Origin of the sequence: Arsenophonus endosymbiont of Aleurodicus floccissimus, from assembly GCF_900343025.1 — a bacterium.
Classification (GTDB): Bacteria; Pseudomonadota; Gammaproteobacteria; order Enterobacterales; family Enterobacteriaceae; genus Arsenophonus.
In genome coordinates this window covers 1,073,738-1,095,301 of sequence record NZ_OUND01000001.1, presented here as the reverse complement: position 1 = coordinate 1,095,301, position 21,564 = coordinate 1,073,738, and the positions used below count along the sequence as shown (strand labels likewise).

Sequence of the window (21,564 nt, the reverse complement as noted above, 5' to 3'; positions counted from 1 at the left end):
AGACGCTAATTTCATATCACAGGTATTTTGGTACTTAAAATCCATTGATTTGAATCAATTCAATTGGCAAAGAGCGCCTAATACTGAAGAGCGTCAGATCATGGTAGAAAGTAGCCGTTCAGATGTTGCCAAAACCTTGCATGATTTGATTGATGATCCTATTTCTCCCGTTATGACCTATCAGCAGATAGTTAATTTTATTATTGGTGATATGGGTTCAGCAGTGGAAATCAATGCTAAACAAATTACGGCGATTTTAATAGCAAAAGGGTTGGTGCAATGTGAAAAAATAAAATTCAAAGTTGAAACTGTTCACCCTGGAGGCTTGTAAAAAAAGAAAATTAACAAACGAAGAAATACGTATAGCGTTAGAAAAATGCGAAGAGCTACAAGAAAAGGTGGTAGGTGCTGCTTGTTTTAAGTTATTACGTACGAGATAACGTAATATTTTGTTATATAATATACGTATTATATATGTTTAAAGTATCTGCCACCTCCCACCTTTTTTGTAAAGATGTAGATGCTGTAAGGCTTAATGTGGGTGGCTGATAGGTATTTTAAGTGTCACCTCCACGCTTTCACACTTTTAACGGAGCGAAAAGATCATGAGCAGAAATATTGAGAAAATACTTTTACACTGGGGCGGTTAGTGTGCGGGTAATCCGTATGCGGTGGTGAGCTGGTTGTCAGTGGCATCGGGCTTTAATCGCCTCATGCCCCGTTTACAGGCGCAAATCGCTTATCGTGCAGTGATGGGGATGTGCTAGTGATTGATGTGTGCGCCAGTCGCCTTAAGATGGTGGGTATGGCGAGAGAATTGAGTTACATTGAGGATTATTACATCAGAGGGATATCCAAGCGTGCCATTGCGCGAAAGTTCAAAGTGCGTGACGGTGAAATCAGAGAAAGAATGCAAATTGCGGAAGGATTTATTTTAGGATGCCTTAAATCCATTGATATTCAATTAGATATTGACGTATTGTACAAATATCATACAAATAGTTATCAAACACTAGTGCGCACGCAAAAGGTATGCTAAAATGCGCATGATGAATTTTTACGTACAAATGTAAACTGATAAATAAAACCTCAATTAATTATTTTTTGCTCACCTCGCTTTTTACGGCACCGCAATACTCATACATTCAATAATCAAAACGAGTAAGGCGGTTGGCTTCCTTTCCGTTTAATCGCTGTCAGGCTTTCAGGCCTACGTCATCGATTGATAAAATTCTGTGGCCTGATGAATCTCTTTATTTTTAAAAAAAGGATATCTTTATGCGAAAAATTAATCGTACACTACTTTTTAGCTTTTACACTGATAACCCCTATTACGACGCTAGCGTCAAAAAGTGTGACGGCGGATGACATTCATCAGGCAAAAGTCATTACGGAAACATATGGTGCGCCTAATATAGCCAATGGTCGCAATTGTGCTGCCGATGGCGAAGGTCTACAGGCAAAGCTGGCGCTTCTATTACCTTGTCCAAAACCCTCACCGGAACCGGTGACTTTCTGCTATTTTCAGCTTAAAGATGATAAGTGCATGACCACGACAAATGACTTCACGGTGGAAATTGCCAAATGTGATTTTAATGATGAGAAACAACGTTGGACGGCAGGGTTGAAAACTGGCCTCGAAATTAAGAATCTGGCAACCGATCACTGCCTGACTGCAAGGGGGCTAAATAATTTCCTTGTGGCACAGGCTTGTAATGGTGTTCCAGCACAGCACTGGCAATTGTCTTAATCAATCAAAAACAAACCAAGGGGGCGACATGATGTTGCCTCTCATCATCAAACTCTAAAAATAATGACAATGAAAATGTCTGAAAAAAACCGGGATGTGGGTTGCTCTGTTGGCGTGGATCCGCTACAATTAAACGGATTTTGGTTACGCCATTATCGCCGCTATTTTTTCGTTTTTACGTAACGCATGGCTTAAGTCTTCCTGGAGTCGTCGGATGTTAGACTCGCTGTCGTGTAGCACATTGGCTTTTTTGCTAAACCGTTACTGAATTTCATCGAAACACTATTAGGAATAACATTTCCCGATGGCCCACCGCAGGTGTTAGCGATTTATATCGGTTACGTGGGAACGGATTATATTCGCGCCCGTATAAACGTGTTTATTAAACGTAAAAACAAGAAGTGAACATGGATATTAGTTCTGAAGGAATAGCACGAATAAAGGAATTTGAAGGACTAAAGCTCCACGCTTACCGTTGTAGTGCTGAACAGTGGACTATCGGCTATGGACACACAAGCAACGTCAAGAAAGGTGATGTTATCACCCCCGAACAGGCGAGATTTTCTTGTATAAAGATATTGCACCGATTGTTGAATGGCTCAATAGCTTAATTACCGTACTGATAACTCAGACGCAGTTCGATGTGTTGTGCTCACTCGTTTTTAATATTGGAATTGGCGCATTTACCACATCGACGTTACTGAAAAAACTGAATGTGGGGGATTACCCGGGGGCGGCTAATCAATTTCCAAGATGGTGTTATGTGACACGTAAAGGAAAAAAAATTATTTCATCTGGATTATTAAAACGTCGTCAGGAAGAGAAAGCGTTGTTTGAAAGCAATATACGGGGAGTATAATATGTTATGGCGACCTTACATCCCTATCCTGATAATTATTGTTGGGTTGATGATTTATTTATCAAACTATCAAAATCTGAAAACGCAATACCAAACGCTAAAACAGCAATATCGTGAGAAAATTGAAGTGGGGAAATTGTACCAACAAGAGCTGGAAGATTTGCACCAACTTGATATTCAACAGACTAAGGAACTCAATAATGCCAAAGCTGAAATTGCCAGGCTGTATGATGCTGGCGTGCTGGCAACAAGCGGTTGCGCGTCAACGCCGTGTGTTCAACACCCCAAACCACTACCTCTCCCAGAGCCGACATGATGAAGCCACCGCAAAACTTAGTCCATCAGCTCGACAGGATTATTTCCGTCTACGGGAGATGATAGTTGAGAACAAAAAGCAGGTGGAATATTTACAGCAGTACATCAAAACACAGTGTCAATTCCATTAAAAGGAAAAGCAATATGTTTAAACATGAATTAGGTCAAGTCGTTCAAATTACTATCAATGGTGAAGAAGGTCATATCAAAGGCCGTGCTGAATACGCCAATATGAATAATCAATATTATGTCGATTACCTGGCAGCAGACGGTCGTGGTGTTGATGGCTGGTTTGATGAGGGTGAGTTGTCACCAGCGAAGCCGATATGACTGAACTGTGGCTAATTTTGATTTATTTTAAGCGTAAAAATAGTTTTATATCTGCCACCTGTTTTAATAATAAATTGTATGCCTCATCCGTTCTGGATTTTTCATGTTTGAGCTGATTAAAAGTCGATTGATATTGACAAATTAACGCTTCGAAGCGTTTCTGTTGTCTTTTAGATAACCGGCGCATTAAGCATGTTATGGCGGATTCTGGTAAGAGGAATGCAGTAGTAAAACCCCGTCGTTCAAACCATGACTGCATATAATCAAAATAGTCAATTATGGGGTTCAGCACGCCCATTAAATTCCTGTCTTTTGTCTCTACCAATTGCGTGTTTGTTACCAATATATAACCCCAGGAAAAATGTTAATAAACTAATCAGAGGTGAGTAAAGTTGCAGGATTTTTATCAAATCATTCATGAATATTGGTGGCTCCTTTATCCAATAATTACGTTTATTTTTGGTTTGTTATGTGGTGGTTTAACAGGTTGGCTACCATTTAGCTACAAATAATCAATAGGTTAAAAACTTTAATGATGAGACAAAATCAATTAAATGGTTAAACAGAAGTTTAACTATCATTAATTTTATCAGTGCTTACTGCGGCTGGATAGTAACCAGTATTATTTATTTAACGAGAAAATAAAATGAAACTTAATATGTTAAAGCCAAGATTGATGATATTAAATAACACGGCTGTTAAACCCTATCATGTTAGCAATCGACGTATTACTGGGTATCAGCTGCAAAAGCGTCGACTTAACATATGGAAAGACAACCCGCACTGCGCGGTGTGGTCGCTAGTCGATTACCCATCAGGATTTGAGCTTGATCATATCATCCCGTTGTTCAAAAGGGGTGCGGATACCATTGAAAACTGTCAAATCCTTTGCATATGCGAAGACGGTTGCCATCAGTGAAAGACAAAAATGGATTTGATAAACCATTGTTTTTAAATATAAAACAGTGTGGGGGATGTCGAAAAGGTTAACCGCCCTACTTTAAAAAACCTCCCGTCCTCTCATTCAGAGAAAAAATTTCGATTTTGAAAAGATCAACATTTGTGAAAAAACGATATGCTAACAATAAAAAAAAGAAATTTGCTGAGGCATTACGTGCGGGTAAAAATCCGCGAGAAGCCGCTATTGACGAGGGTTACAGCGAAAAAAGCACAATATCAAAGGGTAGTCATTTAGCTAAAGATCCCGATGTCATGAACTATCTAAAAATGTTGACTTTCGGGGTCAACATTTCGCAACAGAATACGACGGCAAACCTGAATAAAAATCTGGAAGATCCTGTTGACGTGATGACGTTGATTATGACAAAGCATATTAATACGGATCCAAAACTGGCATTAGACGCAGCAGCTAAATTAGCACCGTATATTCATAGAAAGCTAGATGATCCGGGAAAAAAGAGTTAAAAGCAGAGAAAGCGCAACCGTTAATCGATTTACAGCATTAACCAACACCATTATTAAAACATTAAAAAAGGGCTTACCAATACGCCGTAAAGCCTCGTTGTTCAGCGGCTGTCAAAAAGACTATGATTTAAGGCAAATCAACGGCAAAACATGCAAAAATCGATTTAAGTTTGGTTAACTTGGTGTGATCATCCAATCCAAGTTTAATTGATGTCCTTTTATAAGCTGCATTAGCAAGAATGCCATAGCATTTAGTATCTGATTTTTGTAATTCATTAAATTTCTGGTGTAATTCATCATCACTTAGAGTTGATTCATTATAAATTAATGCGAGATATCTCTTGGCCTGTATATTTGAAAAACATGAATGTTTAGCGTAGTCGTAGAAATACCGAATGACAGAAAGGCATGAAACAAAGACACCAAATAAAAGCAAATTTGAAAAGGGTGTAAAAACTGAACCACCCAATATAAACAAAATCACAGATATCAATTTATCTATGTCCCGTTAAGGTGCTAAACATTTCTTCTAAGTAGTAAGAATAATTAATATCAAAAATTATATTATGACGGTTCATAGTGTTATTTCTTTTGATTTAGTTTAGGTCTGAGCTTTTTAGGCATTTATTTCTCTTCAAAATCATCAGATAAATAGCGATAACATTTAAGATAAAAATGACAAAAATTTCGCATATTTAATCCTTTTTCAGTTCGTTGGGGTTAATTGATTATACATGATTTCAATCGTTGGGGAACGATGAAGCCACCGCTGTCTGAGGTGGCTAAATAATCAGGTATTAATAACTTAAAAGCGGTTGATTACGCGAAAACAAGGTTTGAAAATTATGGAACAGTGGTCAACCGCTTGTACAGATTGGGCTGAGCGTATAAAACAGGGGTTCTCAATCATTCCTAAGCCGATTTATCCTGAACAGGCCGAGCAAGCCCTTGATATTTTTAAACAGTTAAAGATTGTTGATGCACCGAATAGCCCTACATTTGGCGAATCGTGCGCTCAATGGGTGTTTGATTTAGTTGCAGCACTTTTGGGCTCCTACAATGTTAAAACAGGCAGAAGACATATCACCGAAGTTTTTATATTGATACCTAAGAAAAATAGTAAATCCACGTTAGCGGCGGGAATCATGATGACCGCCTTATTGCTGAATTGGCGAGAGGCGGCAGGCTATACCATTATTGCCCCGACAGTTTAAGTGGCGAACAATGCGTTTAACCCCGCTAGAGATGGGGTCAGGTATGAGGATGATTTAAATGATCTGCTTCAAGTACAAACACATATCAGAACAATTACCCATCGCAACACAAACACAACGTTAAAGGTTGTGTCTACTGATCCGAATACAGTATCTGGTATCAAATCCGTAGGCACGCTGATTGATGAATTATGGCTATTTGGAAAACAGGATAAAGCCGAAGACATGTTACGTGAGGCGATTGGGGGGGGCTAGCTTCACGCCCTGAAGGATTTGTCATTTACACTACTACGCAATTAAATGAACCTCCATCAGGAGTATTTAAACAGAAATTGCAGTATGCCTGTGATGTTCGTGACGGCAAAATATATGATCCACATTTTTTACCCGTTATTTTTGAACACCCTACTGAGATGGTAGAAAAGGGTGAGCATCTGTTGCTTGAGAATATTGCAATGGTTAATCCTAATTTAGGTTATTCCGTTGATAAGGTTTTTTTAAATCGAGAATATCAAAAGCCAAAAGAAAGTGGTGAAGCATCCTTTAGGGGATTTTTAGCCAAGCATGCGAATGTGGAAATTGGATTAGCATTGCGATCTGATCGCTGGGCAGGCGCGGATTTTTGGTCACAACAATCTGATAGCGAATTGACATTGGAGACGTTACTTAATTGTTCTGAGGTTGTGACGATGGGTATCGACGGCGGTGGGCTTGATGACCTTCTGGGATTGTCTATTGTTGGTCGCTGCAAAGACACGCGAAAATGGCTGTCATGGTCCTATGCCTGGGGACACAATTCTGTTCTTGAACGACGTAAAAGTGAAGCTACAAAACTACTTGATTTTGAAAAAGAAGGGGATTTCACTTTAGTGAAACAGGTAGGTGATGACAACGCGCGCACTAGCAAATATTGTTGAATATATTTATCAATATGGATTATTCGATAAAATCGGTGTCGATCCAGTAGGGAATTGGTGGAATTTTAGATGAAATTGTTCAGTGAGGAATACCACAGGAAAGTATTGTCGGTATATCCGCAGGGATGGCGATTAGGTGGCGCCATTCAAACTGCAGAATGCAAATTAGCAGAAGAAGCGTTTAATCCACGCAGAACAGTCGATGATGAACTGGTGCGTGAGTAACGCTCGTATTGAGCCAAAAGACAATGCCATATTAATCACAAAACAAGCCAGCGGTAGGGCAAAAATTGACCCGCTAATTGCGCTCTTTAATGCCATTTCACTGATGGCGTTAAATCTAGAACCCGCAAAAAAAGAATATAAAGTCTTCTTCGTTTAATCAATATCTTATTTTAATGAAAACCTCGTGTTAACGTGGTTTTTCTGGAGTCGTTATGCAAGATAAACGTTCCTATAGTCTTCTGACGATAAAATCCGTCAATGAAGATAAAAGGGAAATAACCAGTGTTGCAACCACACCCTCGACAGATTCTTACGGCGATATTGTCAATCCATATGATGGAGTATTTACGTTGCCTATCCTTCTGCTATCTTCTGCTATGGCAACACAATCAGGACGAACCGATAGGTGAAGTGCTAGAGGCCAAAGTTACAAAAGCTAGCATTGAAGTCAAAGCAAAATTAGCCAGATTAGCATCACCCTCAAGGTTATCAGCAAGGCTTGAAGAAGCCTGGGAATCAATCAAGTCTGGGCTTGTAAAAGGGTTTTTTATCGGTTTTAGACCGCTTGAGTATAGCTTCATTGATGAAGGCGGCATTCACTTTACAAAATGGCAATGGAATGAACTTTTCGCTGTCACTATTCCTGCTAACGCAGAATGTAATATTCAAACCATAAAATTATTATTCACCCCACCTGCCTCGTCCGGCAGCACTAGGCAAAAAAAATAAATTATCAAATTTAAAAGCTGGCGTTTCAGCATCAATCAATAAAAAGGAAAGTCAGATGACTATCGCTGAACAAATAAAATCATTTGAATCTAAGCGCTCGGCTAACGATGCTGCTCGTTTAGACATCATGAATAAAGCCGCCGAAGAAGGCCGCACACTTGACCAAGAAGAGTCAGAAAACTACGACAACCTAACGGCAGAAATCAAATCGGTTGATGCACATTTATCACGATTGCGTGAAATTCAAGATACGCAGATTAAAACCGCAAAACCCGTTGATAACACTCAAAAATAAATCTTAGACGCAGTGCGTAGTCGTTCCGGCATTGTTAAAGCAGATGAGAAACTCGCTCCAGGCATTGAGTTTGCACGCCATGTAAAATGTTTAGCATCCGCTAAAGAAAATACCCATCAAGCGTTAGAGATTGCGAAAGCGAAATATCCAGAGCAGCCACGCATTCAAAATGTTTTAAAAGCGGCGGTAAGTGCTGGAACAACAACAGACCCAGATTGGGCTGGTGCACTGGTTGATTATAAAACTTTTGTGGATGATTTCATCGAATTTTTACGTCCCAAAACCATTATTTGGCAATTCGGCACAGGAATCATTCCGTCTTTATTTAACGTTTCTTTCAATGTTCGTATTACTGGCTAAATTAGTGGCGGTAATGGATATTGGGTAGGACAAGCAGCACTCAAGCCATTAACTAAAGTAGATTTTAAATCAATTACGTTAGGTTTTGCTAAAGTCGCTAATATTGCAGTATTAACAGATGAACTTGTTAGATTTAGCACTCCTTCAGCTCACCTGTTAGTGCGAAATGCTTTAGCTGCCGCCATTATTGAACGTATTGATAGGGATTTTATTAATCCTACAAAAGCAGAAGTTGCAGGTGTATCACCCGCCTCCATCACAAATGATGTCACCGCAATAAAATCAACGGGAAATCCAGAAGCAGACGTTGAACTGCTATTTGAGGCCTTTATCAATGCGAATCTAACACCCACCAACGGTGTGTGGCTCATGTCATCAATGACGGCACCACTTGCACTATCGAAAATGAAAAATCCACTCGGTCAAAAAATGTACCCTGAGCTGACCTTATTAGGAGGCACATTCCAAGGATTCCCGGCAATTGTTTCGCAATATGTGGGTACTAATCTTATTTTAGTAAATTCTTCAGATATTTACCTAGCTGATGACGGCCAAGTTGTTATTGAAGCGAGCCGTGAAGCCTCATTAGAGATGGAAGATCAGCCTACCAACAACAGTAAAACAGGCAAAGGTGCTCAGTTGGTTTCTATGTTCCAGACCAACAGCGTTGCGATTCGAGCTGAACGTTTTATTAATTGGCGTAAACACAGAACAGAAGCGGTAGGGTAGGTTTCAAATGTTAACTACAAAACCTCTGTTACCGACCCAAAGTCTTAACCGCCGATAGTACAAAATTTACGGTGGATAACACAACGTTAACAGCAGATAGCACTAAGAGTAAGGATAAATAATGGTAGATATTAAAAAAAATCAATATTCGTACCGGTACTAATGATGGCACTGGCGATACCTTGCATAATGCCTTTAGTGTAGCTAATGACAACTTTGAAGCACTTAATGCCTTACCCAAAAAGGGGACAAAGGCGTAGGTATCAAAACAATTACAGCATCAAAAACAGGAAACACGGTGACGCTGATAGTAGCGTTGACAGATGGAACAAAGCAAACACCTTCCTTCGAGGTTTAGTAATAAAATGGCGCATATCGCGCCTTTATTTTTTACAAGAAATGGATGAATTATGCCCGTTTTCAAAAAATTAAGCGGTTTTTTGCGTCGCTCATTTTCAGGTAGAAATTTAGGAAGCTGTGGCTGGTTTCCGTTTATTGTTAAAGAGCCGTATCCCAGTGCCTAGCAAAAAAATATTGAGTTAAGTCTAGAGGATATACTCGCTTATCATCCAATTTTTGCATGTATCACCTTAATTGCTTCTGATATTGCAAAGTTACCTCTGCTTTTAAAAAAGCAAGATAGTCATGGCATTTGGATTAATACAAACACCCCCCTTAATTTCCGTTATTAAAAACCAAAATGCATTACAAACACGTAATCAATTTTTTTGAAAACTGGCTTAATTCCAAGTTATCGTCTGGTAATGCGTATGTTCTTAAAAAGAGAACAGACAGAGGAAAAGTTAGCTCGCTGCATATCCTTGACCTCAACAGAATAACACCCCTTATCAGTGATGATGGTGAAGTTTTTTATCAAGCATCCGTTGATAATATTTCCGGTGTTAAAGATACCATCACAGTACCGGCTACTGAAATTATTCATGATCGCTTTAACTGTCTTTACCATCCCTTAGTGGGTTTACCGCCGATTTATGCGTGTGCGATGGCAGCATCACAAGGCACAGCGATTATGAGAAATTTAACAAATTTATTTGTAAATGGCGGAAAATCTGGAGGAATTATTGAGATACAAGGAAAACTTTCCGAGGACTCAGTTCGTGAATTAAAAGAACATTGGGAAACAAAGTTATGGCGGTAAGAATGCGGGTAAAACAGCAATTATAACCGAGGGGGCCCAAATATAATTCTACCTCTGTTAGTCCAGTTGATTCTCAACTGGTTGAGCAACTTGGATTAACCGCAGAGATTTGTTGTTCAGTTTTCCACATACCAAAGTATAAAATTAGATTAGGCGAAGTGCCATCTTATAACAATGTCGAAGCCTTAGATCAGCAGTATTATTCATAATGTTTACAATCACATATTGAAGCCATAGAAAATTTACTCGTAGAAGGATTAGAACTGCCTGATAAAAATAAAATTGAATTCGATTTAACCGATTTGCTGAGAATGGATACATCTACTCGTTTTAAAACTTACGTAGATGGTATCAAAGGTAGGTGGTTGACAGCGAATAAAGTTAGGAAAAAGGAAAATTTACTCGCAGTGGAAGGAGGAGATACCCCTTATTTGCAGCAACAGAATTACAGTCTTTCAGAGCTTTCTCAACGTGACAGTAATTTAAAAAAACACACAGGATCCCGCACCGCAAAACGCAGAAACACCAAAATAGCTAACCGAGAGCGAGAAACGGGCATGTCAATTCATTTTTAAAGGAATTATCACAAAATGAACGAACGCGAGTTGTCATTATTAGAGGCAATTGGAGAGGCCGTTACCGATGTCTTGGCTAAACAGGAAGTAGATCTTGTTGAGAAAATAAATAGTGTTAAAAAACATGTTGATGAACAAATTTTAAATTTAAAACAGGAAATAAAAAATAAAGAAATTGTTATCAATGAAAAAATATTAGAAGCAAAAACAAAAAACCTTATTGAAGAACCCGCAATAGAACGACCTGAACTTAGTTTGCTAGATATTGAACAGTTAATAAATGCAAAAATTGCTGATGTAGTTCAATCGGTTTCTGCTGAAAAATTACCGGATATCCATGCTTTTATCACTGATGCTATCGATAAACTACCGAAACCAAAAGACGGTAAAGATGCCGATCCAAAAATCGTAGCTAAAGCCCTGCTTGAGATAATACCAAAACCTCAAGATGGCAAGGACGGCAAGAATGGAAAAGACGCATTAAATATTGAATTGTTGCCTAGTATTGATGAATCAAGAAGTTATCCTAGAGGCACATTTGCAACACATAGAGGGGATATCTGGCGTTCGTTTCAGCAAACAACGGGTATGCACGGCTGGGAATGTGTCGTTAACGGACATTATACAGAAAGTGAAGAATTCAAAGATGCTAGAACACTATCAATTCGATCTGAAATGTCGAATGGACCTATCACAACCAGCGAATATACCATTCCAACCATGATTTATGGTGGTATTTATTCTATTGAAAAAGAATATCAAACCGGAGATGTTGTTTACCTGGAGTGGCTCACTTTGGCACTGTAATGAAAAAACACAAGATAAACCTGGTGAAAACGCTTCTAAAGGTTGGACACTGATTGTTAAACGTGGAAGGGATGCAAAATGACCATGATGAACATTGTTACAGTAGAAGAGGTAAAAGCACATTTACGCATCGATCATGATGAGCTGGATAGTGTATTACAAGATAATATTAATGCAGCCACCGAAGCGGTACTCGATTTTGTTGATTACTGGGTAGAAAAAAACAGCAACAATTAGAATAAAATAAAATAAAATAAAATAAAATAAAATAAAATAATATTCCATATTTTGGCGTGTAAAAAGCGCAATAATAATATTTTTTAGTATAAAATATCGTTATCCGGAAGGTTCTGATAATAGCTTATATCAACGTGGTGAACTCCATTTTCCCGTGACATCCCTTATTTATTCATTGCATAAACCTGTCATTATCTGAGATGTTCATGTTAGCAGGATCATTAACTAAACGTATTACACTCTCAAAATTTAAGATCATTCGTGATGATCTTGGCGGTGAAAAAGTTATTACGGAGAAAGTGAGTGAAGTTTGGGCTAAAGCAGAGGCGATATCTAATCGCAAAATACGAACGGCTGAGTAACAACAGGTCATTGAAACAATGCGATTCACAATAAGGCCAAGAAGTGATGTTGATATTAATTGGTTAGTTGGTTATCAAGACCGTAATTTCACTATGCGAGCTATTGATAGAAATGAATCCGATAGAGTGATCATAACCACCGAAGCGGACAACCGTCATGATAGAAAATGATATCAAAGTAGACTTGGAGTGTATCACGCAATAACCAACATATCCTATCTCGCTACCGTCTAATCATCTTGAAGGTGTTATTTACCAACGCATCAGTGATCCAAAAATGTTTACCGGACTTGCTAGAATTAGATTGGTACAAGCAAGATTTTAGGTAATTGTTCAGCTAGTTGACGATTATGAAAAAGCACTATTCATAAGCGATAAAATACGCGACCAATGGGAAAGTATTGAGCATAGTTACTTAGGAAATTATCCAGTGCAAACAGTAGAGCGTGGTAATTTCTGGCAAAATATGGAAGAACAGACAGATAACCCCAAGATTTATCGCGTTGGTCGTGATTTCATACTGACATATGCCGAGGACGCTAAATGAGAAACCGAGTAGAAGTTAAAGGATTAAGTGATCTTGAATCCGCATTAAAAAAACTGGGCGATGAAGTTGCGGTTAAGGTTTTACGCAAAGCAGGGAGTGAAGCAATGAAACCGGTGTTAGCCGACATGAAATCAAATTCGGGTTATGACGGGCTAAGCAAAAAAGAACATATGATAGATAGCATTAAAATCCGCACAAGCAGTAGCATGAAGGACACAAAAACACAAACCGTCGTCACAGTGAGAGTTGGCCCCTGAAAACAACATGCGATGAAAGCACGACGCAATAGTTTGGTACGGTTAAACAAATAGCGCGCCCTTTTATCCGACCCACATTGGATTATCACCGTGAATTTATCCTTAATGCCTTGGCCTTAGAAATTCGCGCCAGCATTGAAAAACATCGTTAAATAATAGGAGTTATTATGTCTGAAAATAAAACCTCGTCGGAATATGCCACGCTCCCCACAGGTACGGTGGTTAAATTTGGCAAACCGAGTGATAGCGTTGAAACGATGAAGCCACTCATTAATTGTAAAGCATCAGGCGCTACAGGTTTAAGTGGTAGCTTCATTGATTGGACGACACTCATAGATAAAAACAAGCAATTTATAGCTGATTTGCCTGAGGGCCCTGAAAAATCTATCGGATTTATTGATGATCTAGAAAATGAAAATTTTACGGCATTTTTAAATGCGGCACAAAAGAGAGAAACGGTTCAGCTTTATGTTGAGTTGCCAAACAAGCGGATAGCGACAATGGTTCTGTCATTATCAGGTTGGGAGATGAATGACATCAATGCGCCCGCAAGTGAAGTCATTCAGATTACGGTGAAAGGCAAACAGAATAATCTCACCTGGGGAACAGTACCCCAAAAGCCTTAACCGCCGACAGTACAAAACTTACGGCGGATAATATAAAGCTAACAACTGACAGCACAAAGAATAAGAACACATAAAGGGTAGGAAATAGTATGTCATCACTAAAATCCCGTTTATTAGCGCCGGATGTTTATGTAGAAAAACATCCCCTCTTTAGTACTGAGGTTTATTTACGTCGCTTAACAATTACGGAGCTTGATACGTATGAACAGACGTTAAAAAAGGCGCAGGACAATGGTTCAAATACGCAGGCAAGTATTGCAGGGGCGAACCTGATTTTGCAAACGATTTGTGATAAAGCAGGGCAACCCTTACCCACTGAGGAATTACCCACAGCAGAAGAACTCATCGCCACAAAATCTACCCACACATTGATTGAAGCCCTCAAGTTTGTTCAGCAATTTAGCTGTGGTAGTCTGGATAGCGCTAAAAAAACTAATCGACTCCGCTCGCTTAGGTTTTCTTTTTCAACTTGCTGATAGATGGGGTGAACCTGACCCGCGCAAAATTGCGGCTTTACCGAACGAAATACTTACGCACTTGCAAGTGTTTTTTCTGTTGGAAAGGGAACCCGAAGGGGCAGATATTACGGAAAATGAAGTCATTGCACATGATGATGTTAATCAGTAATGTAATACGATTATGAGGATGTTAAATGGTTGATGTCGCCAGTCTCTGGCGGTGGCACTGCATCTGAATGCCGCCAGTTTCAAATCACAGCTCACGGATGCTTACAGTATCGCGGCAAATGAATCCCGTCAATTCACCCGTCAGGTTGAAAGCAGTTCCAATGCGAGTGCGTGCGCCATTAATCAAATGGCGACACAGGCAAAGCGTTCGAGTGGTCAAGCCGCACAAGGATTTGGTCAACTTCACCATGTGTTAACGAAACTGGTTTCGGGTAGCAATGTTGCCGCCAGTACGATTTCAAATGCGTTGGTGCCCGCTTTTGAACGGTTATTCGGCTCTGCACAGGGTTCCACTTTTGATACTCAACGGCAGATGGCGAAAGAAGCCGCGCAAAGCGCGGTAGATTATGCATAGTCTACTATTGATGCCGCCAAAGCAGATGCTACCAGAGCGCAGCAGGGTTTAAAAACTGCACAGGCAATGAAAGTACAAGCCATCGCGCAGCGTGAACAGGTTTTTGCATCTGATGAATATCTTGAAAAGATGCGCGCTATCAACGCCCCAAATGGACTGAATACCGCATAAATTAAAAAGGTGTATGTGGCGCAAAATGCGGCAAATGCCAGAGCGATAGCGGAAGCGAATCTGGCTGAAATCAGTGCAAGTCAAAAAGCGGCTGCGGCTTCAGCGCAATTAACGACGGCACAGGCAGCGGAAATCACGGGTACCCGACAATTAGCTTTGGCCAAGTAACAACTTGCCGTTGCAAATACTGAGTTGAGTATGTTACAACGCGTAACAGGCCGGATTTCAGCTGCTTTCAGTAACCTCGTTAATCTGATGGGTGGGCCACTCAATGTGGGTTTGATGGCGACAGCGGGAATAGTATTTTATTTGTATTCGCAGTTTAAGGAAGCGGAAGAAAGGAAAAAGTCTTTTTATGCAGCCCTTCAAAAAGGTGGATTATTTTTATCGACAACAACGGTTGAATTGAATTTGTTAGCAGACCGACTAGGCGGGATAGCCGAAGCCTATAAAGCGGTGACTTCTGCTGCTAGTGCGGAGTTTACGGGCAAGCTATTGTAAGATGTGGCAGAGTTTGGGGCTAAACTTGAGGAGTCTGGCGGTAGTGTCGATATATTGGTCAGGCAAGCTGTCGGCTATTGGGGACTAACCGTTAAAAGCCTTGCGAAATTACGCAGCAGAAGGTGTGGAATTAACGCAATCGATTTACGAGCAAATTGCTGCCTTGGAAAGACGGGGGCAAATTGAAGAGGCGAAGGAGCTTGCAAGAACCGCCTATGAAAAACAGTATCAGGAAAATATCAAAGAGAGTGATCGTTTAACGCAGGCGCATAAAAAATCACTCGATAATATGACCGGCAGTTTTAACGTGTTGATGGCGGTATCGACGCAAAGTCTAACACTGTATAATCAGGTATTGCAAAAAGAAAAGGACAAGCAGGAAGCGATTTACGCCAAGCAACGCGAAGAGCGGGAAGCATAAACGAAAACCGAAAGACAGCTAGCCATTCATACCATCGAAACCGCGGCACAAATTAATGAGGGTAAAGATCCGCTGAAAGAAAGAGCAAGAATTCAGCAGGAAATTGATCAACGCTATAAAGATGGTGGCCTAACGTTGGATGAGTATACTAAGGAGCTAAAAGGACTGGACAAACTGTACGCCTCTCCACAAAAAACGTCCGGTAAAACCGTTGATGCAGGGCGTCAGCGAATTGAGCAACTACAACCACAAACGGCGACCTTACAGGCGCAGTTAATGGAAAATGAAAAACCGCTCGATTCAGAGCGGAAATTAGTCGCCTTTGAGCAAGAACGCACTCGATTAAAAGGGCAAACGCTGAATGCATCGCAGAAGAGCGTGTTAATTCATGCGGATGAAATTCGTGCACAGTTGCAAATCAATGCCGGGTTAGAGCGTGAATTACAGTTAAAAGCATTAAAGCAACGATTTTCAGATCAGGATTTTGAGATCACAAAACGTACGGCTCAAATGCAGCAGGAAGCACAGAATCGAATTCTGCAAATGACTATGCCCAAAGTAGATTATAATTTGATGCTTGAAGAACAACGCGTCAGGGATGACTGTCGCAGTCGGCGATATCAGTTTGATAAGGAAGTTTCGGATAAGACCTCATAACTTTATGCAGAACAGACTCAGTTTTTAGCGCAAGAAGAACAAAAGCAAATTGAGATAGTGAGAGTTGCTGCAATAAGTAAGGCGAAGAGGGCGCAAGATGGGGGGAAAGGCGTAGCCAAAGGTTGGCAGGAATTTGGGGCTGAAACAGAGAACGTATTTGATAATATGCGAAACATTACTAAAAACGCTTTCGAGGGCCTGTCAAATACGCTGGCTGACTTTGTGACGACGGGTAAATTTAACTTTTCTGATTTTGCGCAATCGGTAGTCAACGATATTACGAGAATGATTACAAAAATGTTGGTTTTTAAAGCGCTGGAATCGAGCTTAGGTGGCTCTGAGTTGGGTAATTTCCTTGGCATAAAGCCAACGCACTTGGCGATGTTTATCGTTCGTCGGGGTTAAGCGCCTATAGCAATACCGTCGTTGATTCACCGACATTATTCCCGTTTGCTAACGGCATTGGATTAATGGGAGAAGCAGGGCTAGAGGCAATTATGCCGTTAAAGAGAGGTGAAGATGGCTCTCTTGGTGTAAGAGCATTAGATTCATCTACAAATTTTGCTAATCCTGAAATTCACATTCATCAAACAATTAACGTCTCTGGAAATGAGGATAAAGCTCTTAATGATGCTATGCAACAAGCCGCATTAGCAGGCGCAAAGCAGGTGCTAGTGATACAATTGCCTTTATCCAGTGGGGTTTTTCGACTAATGGACGAACACGAAGACTACTGGGAGGATAGCGGTGGATATAATTGAATGGCCTGAAAATATCGTTCTTTCCGCTATGAACTGGCAACTGGTGAGTAACAGCAAAACGTTTACCTCAACGTTTACCGGAAGTGTTCAGACAGTGCGTTTTCCTAGAAGCAGTTGGTGGTGGAGCTTACCTTTCAATAACCTGACTGAGAATAAGTCACGTGAACTTGAAGCATTGGCTGCTGAATTTGACGGCGAAAGCGGACGAATAAAAATTTACAACTAGATACGAAAAGGTTTAATCGGTAATGGGGATCCGATAGTCAGTGCTGAAAATTAAACTGGCAGAATACTACAAACAAAGGATTGCAAGCCTAATTTAACTGTCATGCGAAAAGGAGATTATCTGACGGTTAACAATGAATTAAAAATGGTGACGGATAATGTGACTAGTGATGTTGATGGGAACGCTGCAATACCAATTTCACCGATGTTGCGATATACGCCTAAAATAAATGATAAAATAGAAACCCGTTCACCGTTTGGTATTTTTAAGTTAACAAGTAATGAACAAGGAAATTTCCAATCTCGACCAAGCATGTTTTCATCGGTAACCTTGGAGTTTGAGGAGGCACTCTACTAATGCTTTATCATCCTTTTTCAAATAACATGGTTAAAGCGATCAATAATGACTATGAACTTGTTATTGCCGTCCGTTTGGATTTAAAATCCGGCGTAACGCGTGCGCATACCGGCGTTGGTAATTTACCTATTGCAGGTGAAGTTTATCAAGGTGTTGGCTAGTTTGGTAAGGTTGAGCAGGTTCAGGAACAGAACAATACCAGCCCACAGCAGCTCATTTTATCTCTGTCAGGGTTTGACTCGCTGCATTGGTGATGTCATGAATGAGCGTAGTCGAGGCCGGAATGTACGGTTAATGCTGGTTGCTATCAACCAGGAAGGTAAGCCTGAAATAGCAGAGGTCATATTCGCTGGTCAAATCTCAACGATTGGGATGACGACAGGGAAGAGAATGCTGTTGCTGTGACGGTAATCGCTTTGAGCGCTGGTCAATGGGACTGCTAGACAGATTCACGGATGAGTCATGGCGTAAACGGAAAAGTGATGACTGTATATTCCGCGCTATGTGGCACAAATGGCTGAGCGGGCCATTTATTTGGGTAGTAAGAAAGATTCGCCCGCTTTTGTGTATAAGTGAAATTTGAGTAAAAGCTATTTCCCACTATAATGTAATGCTTTTTTTAATCATAGGACAAACAATGAAAAAACTATTGTTGCTGGTTATCCCAACACTATTTTCAGGCGCGGTAATGGCAAAGGCGGGTGAGAGTACGCTCTCTTTTGGGTATTTGAATGTAAAATCTGGTGGAGAGAAAATATTAACTGAGAAAGCGGATACAACAAAACCAGATCCTGAAGGAATTGCAACAGTTTATGCTGATGGTTATTCAAAAGCAGGGGGAGCATTTGTACGTTATCGCTATGAATTTAGTGATGATTGCGGGGTTATCAGTTCATTTGCTTATTCGAAAACGGACTATAACAAACTGATTACCTTGAATATTGATAAACAGACATCTAAACATACTTCTAATGTTAAAGGAGATTATATGTCTTTAATGGTTGGCCCCGCTTATAGAATTAATGAATATCTAAGTATTTATGGATTAGTAGGCTTGGGATATAGCAATGTAAACTTTGATTTGGATGTTACCAAATATGGTAAAAAAAGTTTTCAAAAAGCAGCACTAACTTAGCCTACGGCGTTGGTATGCAAGTCAATTTCTGGCAAGGCGCTACGTTAGATGTGGGTTATGAACGCTCCGGTAGTGGTGAGTGGAAAACAGACGCTTTTACCATTGGTTTAGGATATAAATTCTAATGCGACGTCGAGACTGGGCAACCAGACTACCCAATACCCTAAGGGCGGCGATGAGTCGCCCTTTTTCATGGGGCGAACATGACTGCTGCCTGTTCGCTGCTGACTGTGTAATTGCCGTTTGCGGTTTTGACCTGTGTTTGGAAATTCGGGGACGTTATCGCTCAAAAGCGGGCGCATTACGAGTATTAAAAAATCAATTTGGCGATTTATAACAAGGGGTAAGCTGTTTTTTCAATACGATACTCGTTGAACAGGCAGGGCGGGGCGATGTAGTAATGTTTGATGGGGATGAAGGCTTAACGCTCGGTGTTTTGTGGGCCAATAAGATTTGGGCAGTGACCGATATTGGCGCAAGACCCGTTGATAGAATTCCTATCATGGCATGGAGAATTGAGTAATGGGCAAGACCGTCACAAGCGTTATTGGTGCGGGTTTGATGATAGCGGGCGTCGTGGCAACGGGCGGTTTGGGACTGGTGTTGATGGCAGCGGGTTTGGCTGTCCAAACCGCAGGGTCATTGTTATTTCAGGATAAGCGGCCCTCTGGGGGCTATCGTGACCAGGCAGAGCGCAAGCAGATTTTACGCTCGTCGACGGCGTCAGAAACGGTGATTGTGGGCAAAACAATTTGCTCAGGGCTACTCTTTTTTGCGTAAGAAAAAAAAGGCGAACAGGATAAAAACGAAAAACTTTTCTTGGCAATCACACTGGCTGGACATAAAATCAGTCGCATTGGTCAAGTTTGGCTTAACGACGATACGATAGGCTCTTTTGGCGATAAAGCCGATTACGAATTACATAACGATAGAAAAAGAGTTGATCCTTATTTAGTCAAAAATGCCCCAAGTTGGAAAAACGACATGATAGGCCGAGGCTTAGCCTGGCTGAGATTAACGCTAACCTATGATGCTGAAAAATTTCCCTATGGTGTGCCTAACGTTAAAGTGGAGGTTTGGGGAAAAGAAATATTCGACCCAAGATCGAACAGAACCAATTGGAGTAATAATGGCGCACTGGTAATTTTAGATTTCTATCGGAGTTACCTAAAAGTGCCCGATAGTGATATCGACTTTAATGTCTTTAAAGTTGCTGCGGATTTATGTGATGAGTCAGTGACGACCCCAGAGGGTAAGTCTAAGCCGCGTTATACCTTAAATGGTGCTTATGAGTTATCGGAATCCCCTGCCTCTATCCTTGAACATATGCACCGTTGTATTGGCGCAGAACCGACATACATTGCAGGGCAACACGGTATATTAATGTGGGCGTATCATGGCCCTGCTACGCTTAAAATTGAACCACATTAAATCATCGACACGGTGAGCATTACACCTGAACTGTCGTTAAGTGAGGCGACCAATGCTATTTATGGTACTTTTGTTGATGCGGAACAGAAATACACTAAAACGGACTTTAGCTCAATTGTAGTGGATAAATGGGTAGCAGAAGATGGACTTGAGATTAAAGAAAATATCGATTATCGCTTTGTGAGCAGTCCTTATCAATCTCAGCGTTTAGCCAACCTCTATTTATGCAAGAAACGGGCGGGAAGACGTGTTCAACTAACATTAAACTTAGATGGCTACGCTTATCGTCCTGGCGATGTGGTATTGCTCGATTTACCGAATTTAGGCATTAAATCGCTTGAATTTCGCGTGGCTGAATGGAAATTTCATCCGCAGGAAGGCGTAGAAATTCTGTTAGAAGAGGACGGCGCGTATATTTACGAGGATATTATTGGTAAGCCTTTTGAAAGACCGCCATTTACTGAACTACCAACAGGTGGCATTGCGCCCCCGATAAATCTTACCTTTATGCTTGTGAATATTGGTGATGTGGTTCAAGGGTATCTAAGCTGGGAAAACGCCGCGGCTGATGTCCGTCACAATAAGGTAAATATCATTGAACAAGGTAAAGTGATTCAAACTATTCAGGTGCCAGGCGAGCGTGTTGACATTGCAGGATTACCAAGAGGAGTCTATCGCGTTGAGGTCAGAGCAATTAATGCAGCAGGGGCAATATCGCAACCGACCATTTGTGATTTTTCTATCGAAGCCCCACCTCCTCCAATCAGTGTTGATATTACTGTCGGCATGTTTTCATTAACTGCTGCGCCACGTCAAGGGGATTCTGCATCGTATGGGAGTAACTTTGAGTTTTGGTTGAGCGATAAGAGATTGTCGGACTCCTCAGAAAATGAAGTTATTAACCATGCCACTAAAGACGGGCAAGGACAGTTCTGGACACAGGAAAATCTTAAAGTTGGCCATGTGTATTTTTTCTATATTCGCACGATAAACAGTTATGGAAAATCGCCTTTTGTTGAAGCATCAGGCAAACCAGATAGTTTACCGGGTGATATTTTAGAAGAAATTGACAAAAAGATTAACGAAACGGAAGTCATTAAGCAGTTAAAAAAGGGATAGAGAGTAACACCGAAGCCAATTTTAGA

The 21,564-nt window shown here is 40.6% G+C and carries 35 protein-coding genes and 4 pseudogenes; 38 read left to right on the top strand and 1 reads right to left on the bottom strand.

What is annotated here, in order from left to right:
• The first annotated feature begins 49 nt into the window (after nt 1-49).
• The 7 genes and pseudogenes from ARADI_RS06060 to ARADI_RS06025 all read left to right on the top strand — a co-directional run bounded on the left by ARADI_RS06060 (nt 50) and on the right by ARADI_RS06025 (nt 3,254).
• Complete coding sequence (locus ARADI_RS06060; RefSeq protein WP_119711455.1) at nt 50-331, top strand: hypothetical protein; 282 nt, start codon at nt 50-52, stop codon at nt 329-331.
• 435 nt (nt 332-766) lie between these two features.
• The gene (locus ARADI_RS17535; RefSeq protein ID WP_238149167.1) at nt 767-1,039 is read left to right on the top strand and encodes an antiterminator Q family protein; all 273 of its coding nucleotides are present in this window, start codon (nt 767-769) and stop codon (nt 1,037-1,039) included.
• A gap of 315 nt (nt 1,040-1,354) precedes the next feature.
• A complete protein-coding gene (locus ARADI_RS06050) occupies nt 1,355-1,750 on the top strand; it encodes a ricin-type beta-trefoil lectin domain protein (RefSeq protein ID WP_182853116.1) in 396 nt (131 codons plus the stop codon).
• 407 nt (nt 1,751-2,157) lie between these two features.
• Nucleotides 2,158-2,609 (top strand): annotated as a pseudogene (locus tag ARADI_RS06040) (lysozyme).
• Between the two features lies 1 nt (nt 2,610).
• Complete coding sequence (locus ARADI_RS06035; RefSeq protein WP_147392375.1) at nt 2,611-2,925, top strand: lysis system spanin subunit; 315 nt, start codon at nt 2,611-2,613, stop codon at nt 2,923-2,925.
• A complete protein-coding gene (locus ARADI_RS06030; protein WP_369406945.1) occupies nt 2,810-3,055 on the top strand; it encodes a lysis system i-spanin subunit Rz in 246 nt (81 codons plus the stop codon). The genes ARADI_RS06035 and ARADI_RS06030 overlap by 116 nt, the downstream gene beginning before the upstream one ends.
• 13 nt (nt 3,056-3,068) lie before the next feature.
• Nucleotides 3,069-3,254 (top strand): hypothetical protein, encoded by a 186-nt coding sequence (locus tag ARADI_RS06025; protein WP_119711453.1) that lies wholly within the window; start codon nt 3,069-3,071, stop codon nt 3,252-3,254.
• Between the two features lie 22 nt (nt 3,255-3,276).
• Here ARADI_RS06025 and ARADI_RS06020 read toward each other — a convergent pair whose 3' ends face one another.
• Nucleotides 3,277-3,597, bottom strand: coding sequence for a hypothetical protein (locus ARADI_RS06020; RefSeq protein ID WP_147392374.1), 321 nt, complete (start codon nt 3,595-3,597; stop codon nt 3,277-3,279).
• Nucleotides 3,598-3,900: 303 nt separating this feature from the next.
• On the opposite strand from ARADI_RS06020, the gene ARADI_RS20740 reads away from it, so the two are divergent.
• From ARADI_RS20740 to ARADI_RS17475, 31 genes and pseudogenes are all read left to right on the top strand, one after another.
• Nucleotides 3,901-4,173: an HNH endonuclease gene (locus ARADI_RS20740; RefSeq protein WP_119711451.1), complete on the top strand. Its 273-nt coding sequence runs from the start codon at nt 3,901-3,903 to the stop codon at nt 4,171-4,173.
• A gap of 125 nt (nt 4,174-4,298) precedes the next feature.
• A complete protein-coding gene (locus ARADI_RS06010) occupies nt 4,299-4,679 on the top strand; it encodes a terminase small subunit (RefSeq protein ID WP_147392373.1) in 381 nt (126 codons plus the stop codon).
• An 842-nt stretch (nt 4,680-5,521) separates the two neighbouring features.
• Nucleotides 5,522-7,192 (top strand): annotated as a pseudogene (locus tag ARADI_RS06005) (terminase large subunit).
• Nucleotides 7,193-7,247: 55 nt separating this feature from the next.
• Nucleotides 7,248-9,148 (top strand): annotated as a pseudogene (locus tag ARADI_RS05990) (phage major capsid protein).
• A gap of 700 nt (nt 9,149-9,848) precedes the next feature.
• Nucleotides 9,849-10,307: a phage portal protein gene (locus ARADI_RS17525; RefSeq protein WP_238149166.1), complete on the top strand. Its 459-nt coding sequence runs from the start codon at nt 9,849-9,851 to the stop codon at nt 10,305-10,307.
• A gap of 311 nt (nt 10,308-10,618) precedes the next feature.
• The gene (locus tag ARADI_RS05980) at nt 10,619-10,882 is read left to right on the top strand and encodes a hypothetical protein (RefSeq protein WP_182853113.1); all 264 of its coding nucleotides are present in this window, start codon (nt 10,619-10,621) and stop codon (nt 10,880-10,882) included.
• A 15-nt stretch (nt 10,883-10,897) separates the two neighbouring features.
• Nucleotides 10,898-11,689 carry a hypothetical protein gene (locus tag ARADI_RS05975; RefSeq protein WP_119711448.1) on the top strand — a complete coding sequence of 264 codons (792 nt, stop codon included), beginning with the start codon at nt 10,898-10,900 and terminating at the stop codon, nt 11,687-11,689.
• A gap of 78 nt (nt 11,690-11,767) precedes the next feature.
• Nucleotides 11,768-11,926, top strand: coding sequence for a head-tail connector protein (locus ARADI_RS17520; RefSeq protein WP_238149165.1), 159 nt, complete (start codon nt 11,768-11,770; stop codon nt 11,924-11,926).
• 206 nt (nt 11,927-12,132) lie between these two features.
• Complete coding sequence (locus ARADI_RS20735; protein ID WP_369406944.1) at nt 12,133-12,288, top strand: phage head completion protein; 156 nt, start codon at nt 12,133-12,135, stop codon at nt 12,286-12,288.
• An 18-nt stretch (nt 12,289-12,306) separates the two neighbouring features.
• Nucleotides 12,307-12,459, top strand: coding sequence for a hypothetical protein (locus ARADI_RS20730; protein ID WP_369406943.1), 153 nt, complete (start codon nt 12,307-12,309; stop codon nt 12,457-12,459).
• Between the two features lie 372 nt (nt 12,460-12,831).
• Entirely contained in the window at nt 12,832-13,092 is a 261-nt protein-coding gene (locus ARADI_RS20725; protein WP_369406942.1) for an HK97 gp10 family phage protein, read from the top strand.
• 167 nt (nt 13,093-13,259) lie between these two features.
• Nucleotides 13,260-13,718, top strand: coding sequence for a phage tail protein (locus tag ARADI_RS05950; RefSeq protein ID WP_119711447.1), 459 nt, complete (start codon nt 13,260-13,262; stop codon nt 13,716-13,718).
• Between the two features lie 89 nt (nt 13,719-13,807).
• The gene (locus ARADI_RS05945) at nt 13,808-14,194 is read left to right on the top strand and encodes a hypothetical protein (RefSeq protein WP_119711446.1); all 387 of its coding nucleotides are present in this window, start codon (nt 13,808-13,810) and stop codon (nt 14,192-14,194) included.
• Complete coding sequence (locus ARADI_RS05940) at nt 14,124-14,345, top strand: hypothetical protein (RefSeq protein ID WP_119711445.1); 222 nt, start codon at nt 14,124-14,126, stop codon at nt 14,343-14,345. Before ARADI_RS05945 ends, ARADI_RS05940 begins: the two co-directional genes overlap by 71 nt.
• A gap of 186 nt (nt 14,346-14,531) precedes the next feature.
• Nucleotides 14,532-14,759 (top strand): hypothetical protein, encoded by a 228-nt coding sequence (locus ARADI_RS05935; protein ID WP_147392371.1) that lies wholly within the window; start codon nt 14,532-14,534, stop codon nt 14,757-14,759.
• Between the two features lie 186 nt (nt 14,760-14,945).
• Nucleotides 14,946-15,098 carry a hypothetical protein gene (locus ARADI_RS05930; protein ID WP_182853112.1) on the top strand — a complete coding sequence of 51 codons (153 nt, stop codon included), beginning with the start codon at nt 14,946-14,948 and terminating at the stop codon, nt 15,096-15,098.
• Nucleotides 15,099-15,122: 24 nt separating this feature from the next.
• Entirely contained in the window at nt 15,123-15,431 is a 309-nt protein-coding gene (locus ARADI_RS05925; RefSeq protein WP_147392370.1) for a hypothetical protein, read from the top strand.
• 100 nt (nt 15,432-15,531) lie between these two features.
• Complete coding sequence (locus ARADI_RS05920) at nt 15,532-15,852, top strand: hypothetical protein (protein WP_119711442.1); 321 nt, start codon at nt 15,532-15,534, stop codon at nt 15,850-15,852.
• A 135-nt stretch (nt 15,853-15,987) separates the two neighbouring features.
• On the top strand, nt 15,988-16,509 hold the full coding sequence (locus ARADI_RS05915) for a hypothetical protein (protein ID WP_119711441.1): 522 nt from the start codon (nt 15,988-15,990) through the stop codon (nt 16,507-16,509).
• A gap of 57 nt (nt 16,510-16,566) precedes the next feature.
• Complete coding sequence (locus tag ARADI_RS05910; protein ID WP_182853111.1) at nt 16,567-16,914, top strand: phage tail tape measure C-terminal domain-containing protein; 348 nt, start codon at nt 16,567-16,569, stop codon at nt 16,912-16,914.
• A gap of 65 nt (nt 16,915-16,979) precedes the next feature.
• Nucleotides 16,980-17,270, top strand: a complete 291-nt coding sequence (locus tag ARADI_RS21610; protein WP_182853110.1) for a phage tail tape measure protein — start codon at nt 16,980-16,982, stop codon at nt 17,268-17,270.
• On the top strand, nt 17,257-17,496 hold the full coding sequence (locus tag ARADI_RS17510) for a hypothetical protein (RefSeq protein ID WP_238149164.1): 240 nt from the start codon (nt 17,257-17,259) through the stop codon (nt 17,494-17,496). The genes ARADI_RS21610 and ARADI_RS17510 overlap by 14 nt, the downstream gene beginning before the upstream one ends.
• A gap of 102 nt (nt 17,497-17,598) precedes the next feature.
• Nucleotides 17,599-17,853, top strand: coding sequence for a hypothetical protein (locus tag ARADI_RS17505; RefSeq protein WP_238149163.1), 255 nt, complete (start codon nt 17,599-17,601; stop codon nt 17,851-17,853).
• Nucleotides 17,853-18,014 (top strand): hypothetical protein, encoded by a 162-nt coding sequence (locus ARADI_RS17500; protein ID WP_238149162.1) that lies wholly within the window; start codon nt 17,853-17,855, stop codon nt 18,012-18,014. Before ARADI_RS17505 ends, ARADI_RS17500 begins: the two co-directional genes overlap by 1 nt.
• Nucleotides 18,015-18,024: 10 nt before the next feature.
• On the top strand, nt 18,025-18,258 hold the full coding sequence (locus ARADI_RS17495) for a hypothetical protein (RefSeq protein WP_238149161.1): 234 nt from the start codon (nt 18,025-18,027) through the stop codon (nt 18,256-18,258).
• A 232-nt stretch (nt 18,259-18,490) separates the two neighbouring features.
• Nucleotides 18,491-18,988, top strand: coding sequence for an Ail/Lom family outer membrane beta-barrel protein (locus tag ARADI_RS05890; RefSeq protein ID WP_182853109.1), 498 nt, complete (start codon nt 18,491-18,493; stop codon nt 18,986-18,988).
• A 14-nt stretch (nt 18,989-19,002) separates the two neighbouring features.
• Nucleotides 19,003-19,113: an Ail/Lom family outer membrane beta-barrel protein gene (locus ARADI_RS19520; protein WP_119711439.1), complete on the top strand. Its 111-nt coding sequence runs from the start codon at nt 19,003-19,005 to the stop codon at nt 19,111-19,113.
• Nucleotides 19,113-19,511: pseudogene (locus ARADI_RS21605) on the top strand (DUF6950 family protein). Before ARADI_RS19520 ends, ARADI_RS21605 begins: the two are co-directional and overlap by 1 nt.
• Nucleotides 19,512-19,546: 35 nt before the next feature.
• On the top strand, nt 19,547-19,768 hold the full coding sequence (locus ARADI_RS17485; RefSeq protein WP_238149159.1) for a hypothetical protein: 222 nt from the start codon (nt 19,547-19,549) through the stop codon (nt 19,766-19,768).
• Between the two features lie 39 nt (nt 19,769-19,807).
• A complete protein-coding gene (locus ARADI_RS17480) occupies nt 19,808-20,419 on the top strand; it encodes a hypothetical protein (RefSeq protein WP_238149158.1) in 612 nt (203 codons plus the stop codon).
• Between the two features lie 12 nt (nt 20,420-20,431).
• Nucleotides 20,432-21,538, top strand: a complete 1,107-nt coding sequence (locus ARADI_RS17475) for a phage tail tip protein J-related protein (protein WP_238149157.1) — start codon at nt 20,432-20,434, stop codon at nt 21,536-21,538.
• The last annotated feature ends 26 nt before the right edge of the window (nt 21,539-21,564 follow it).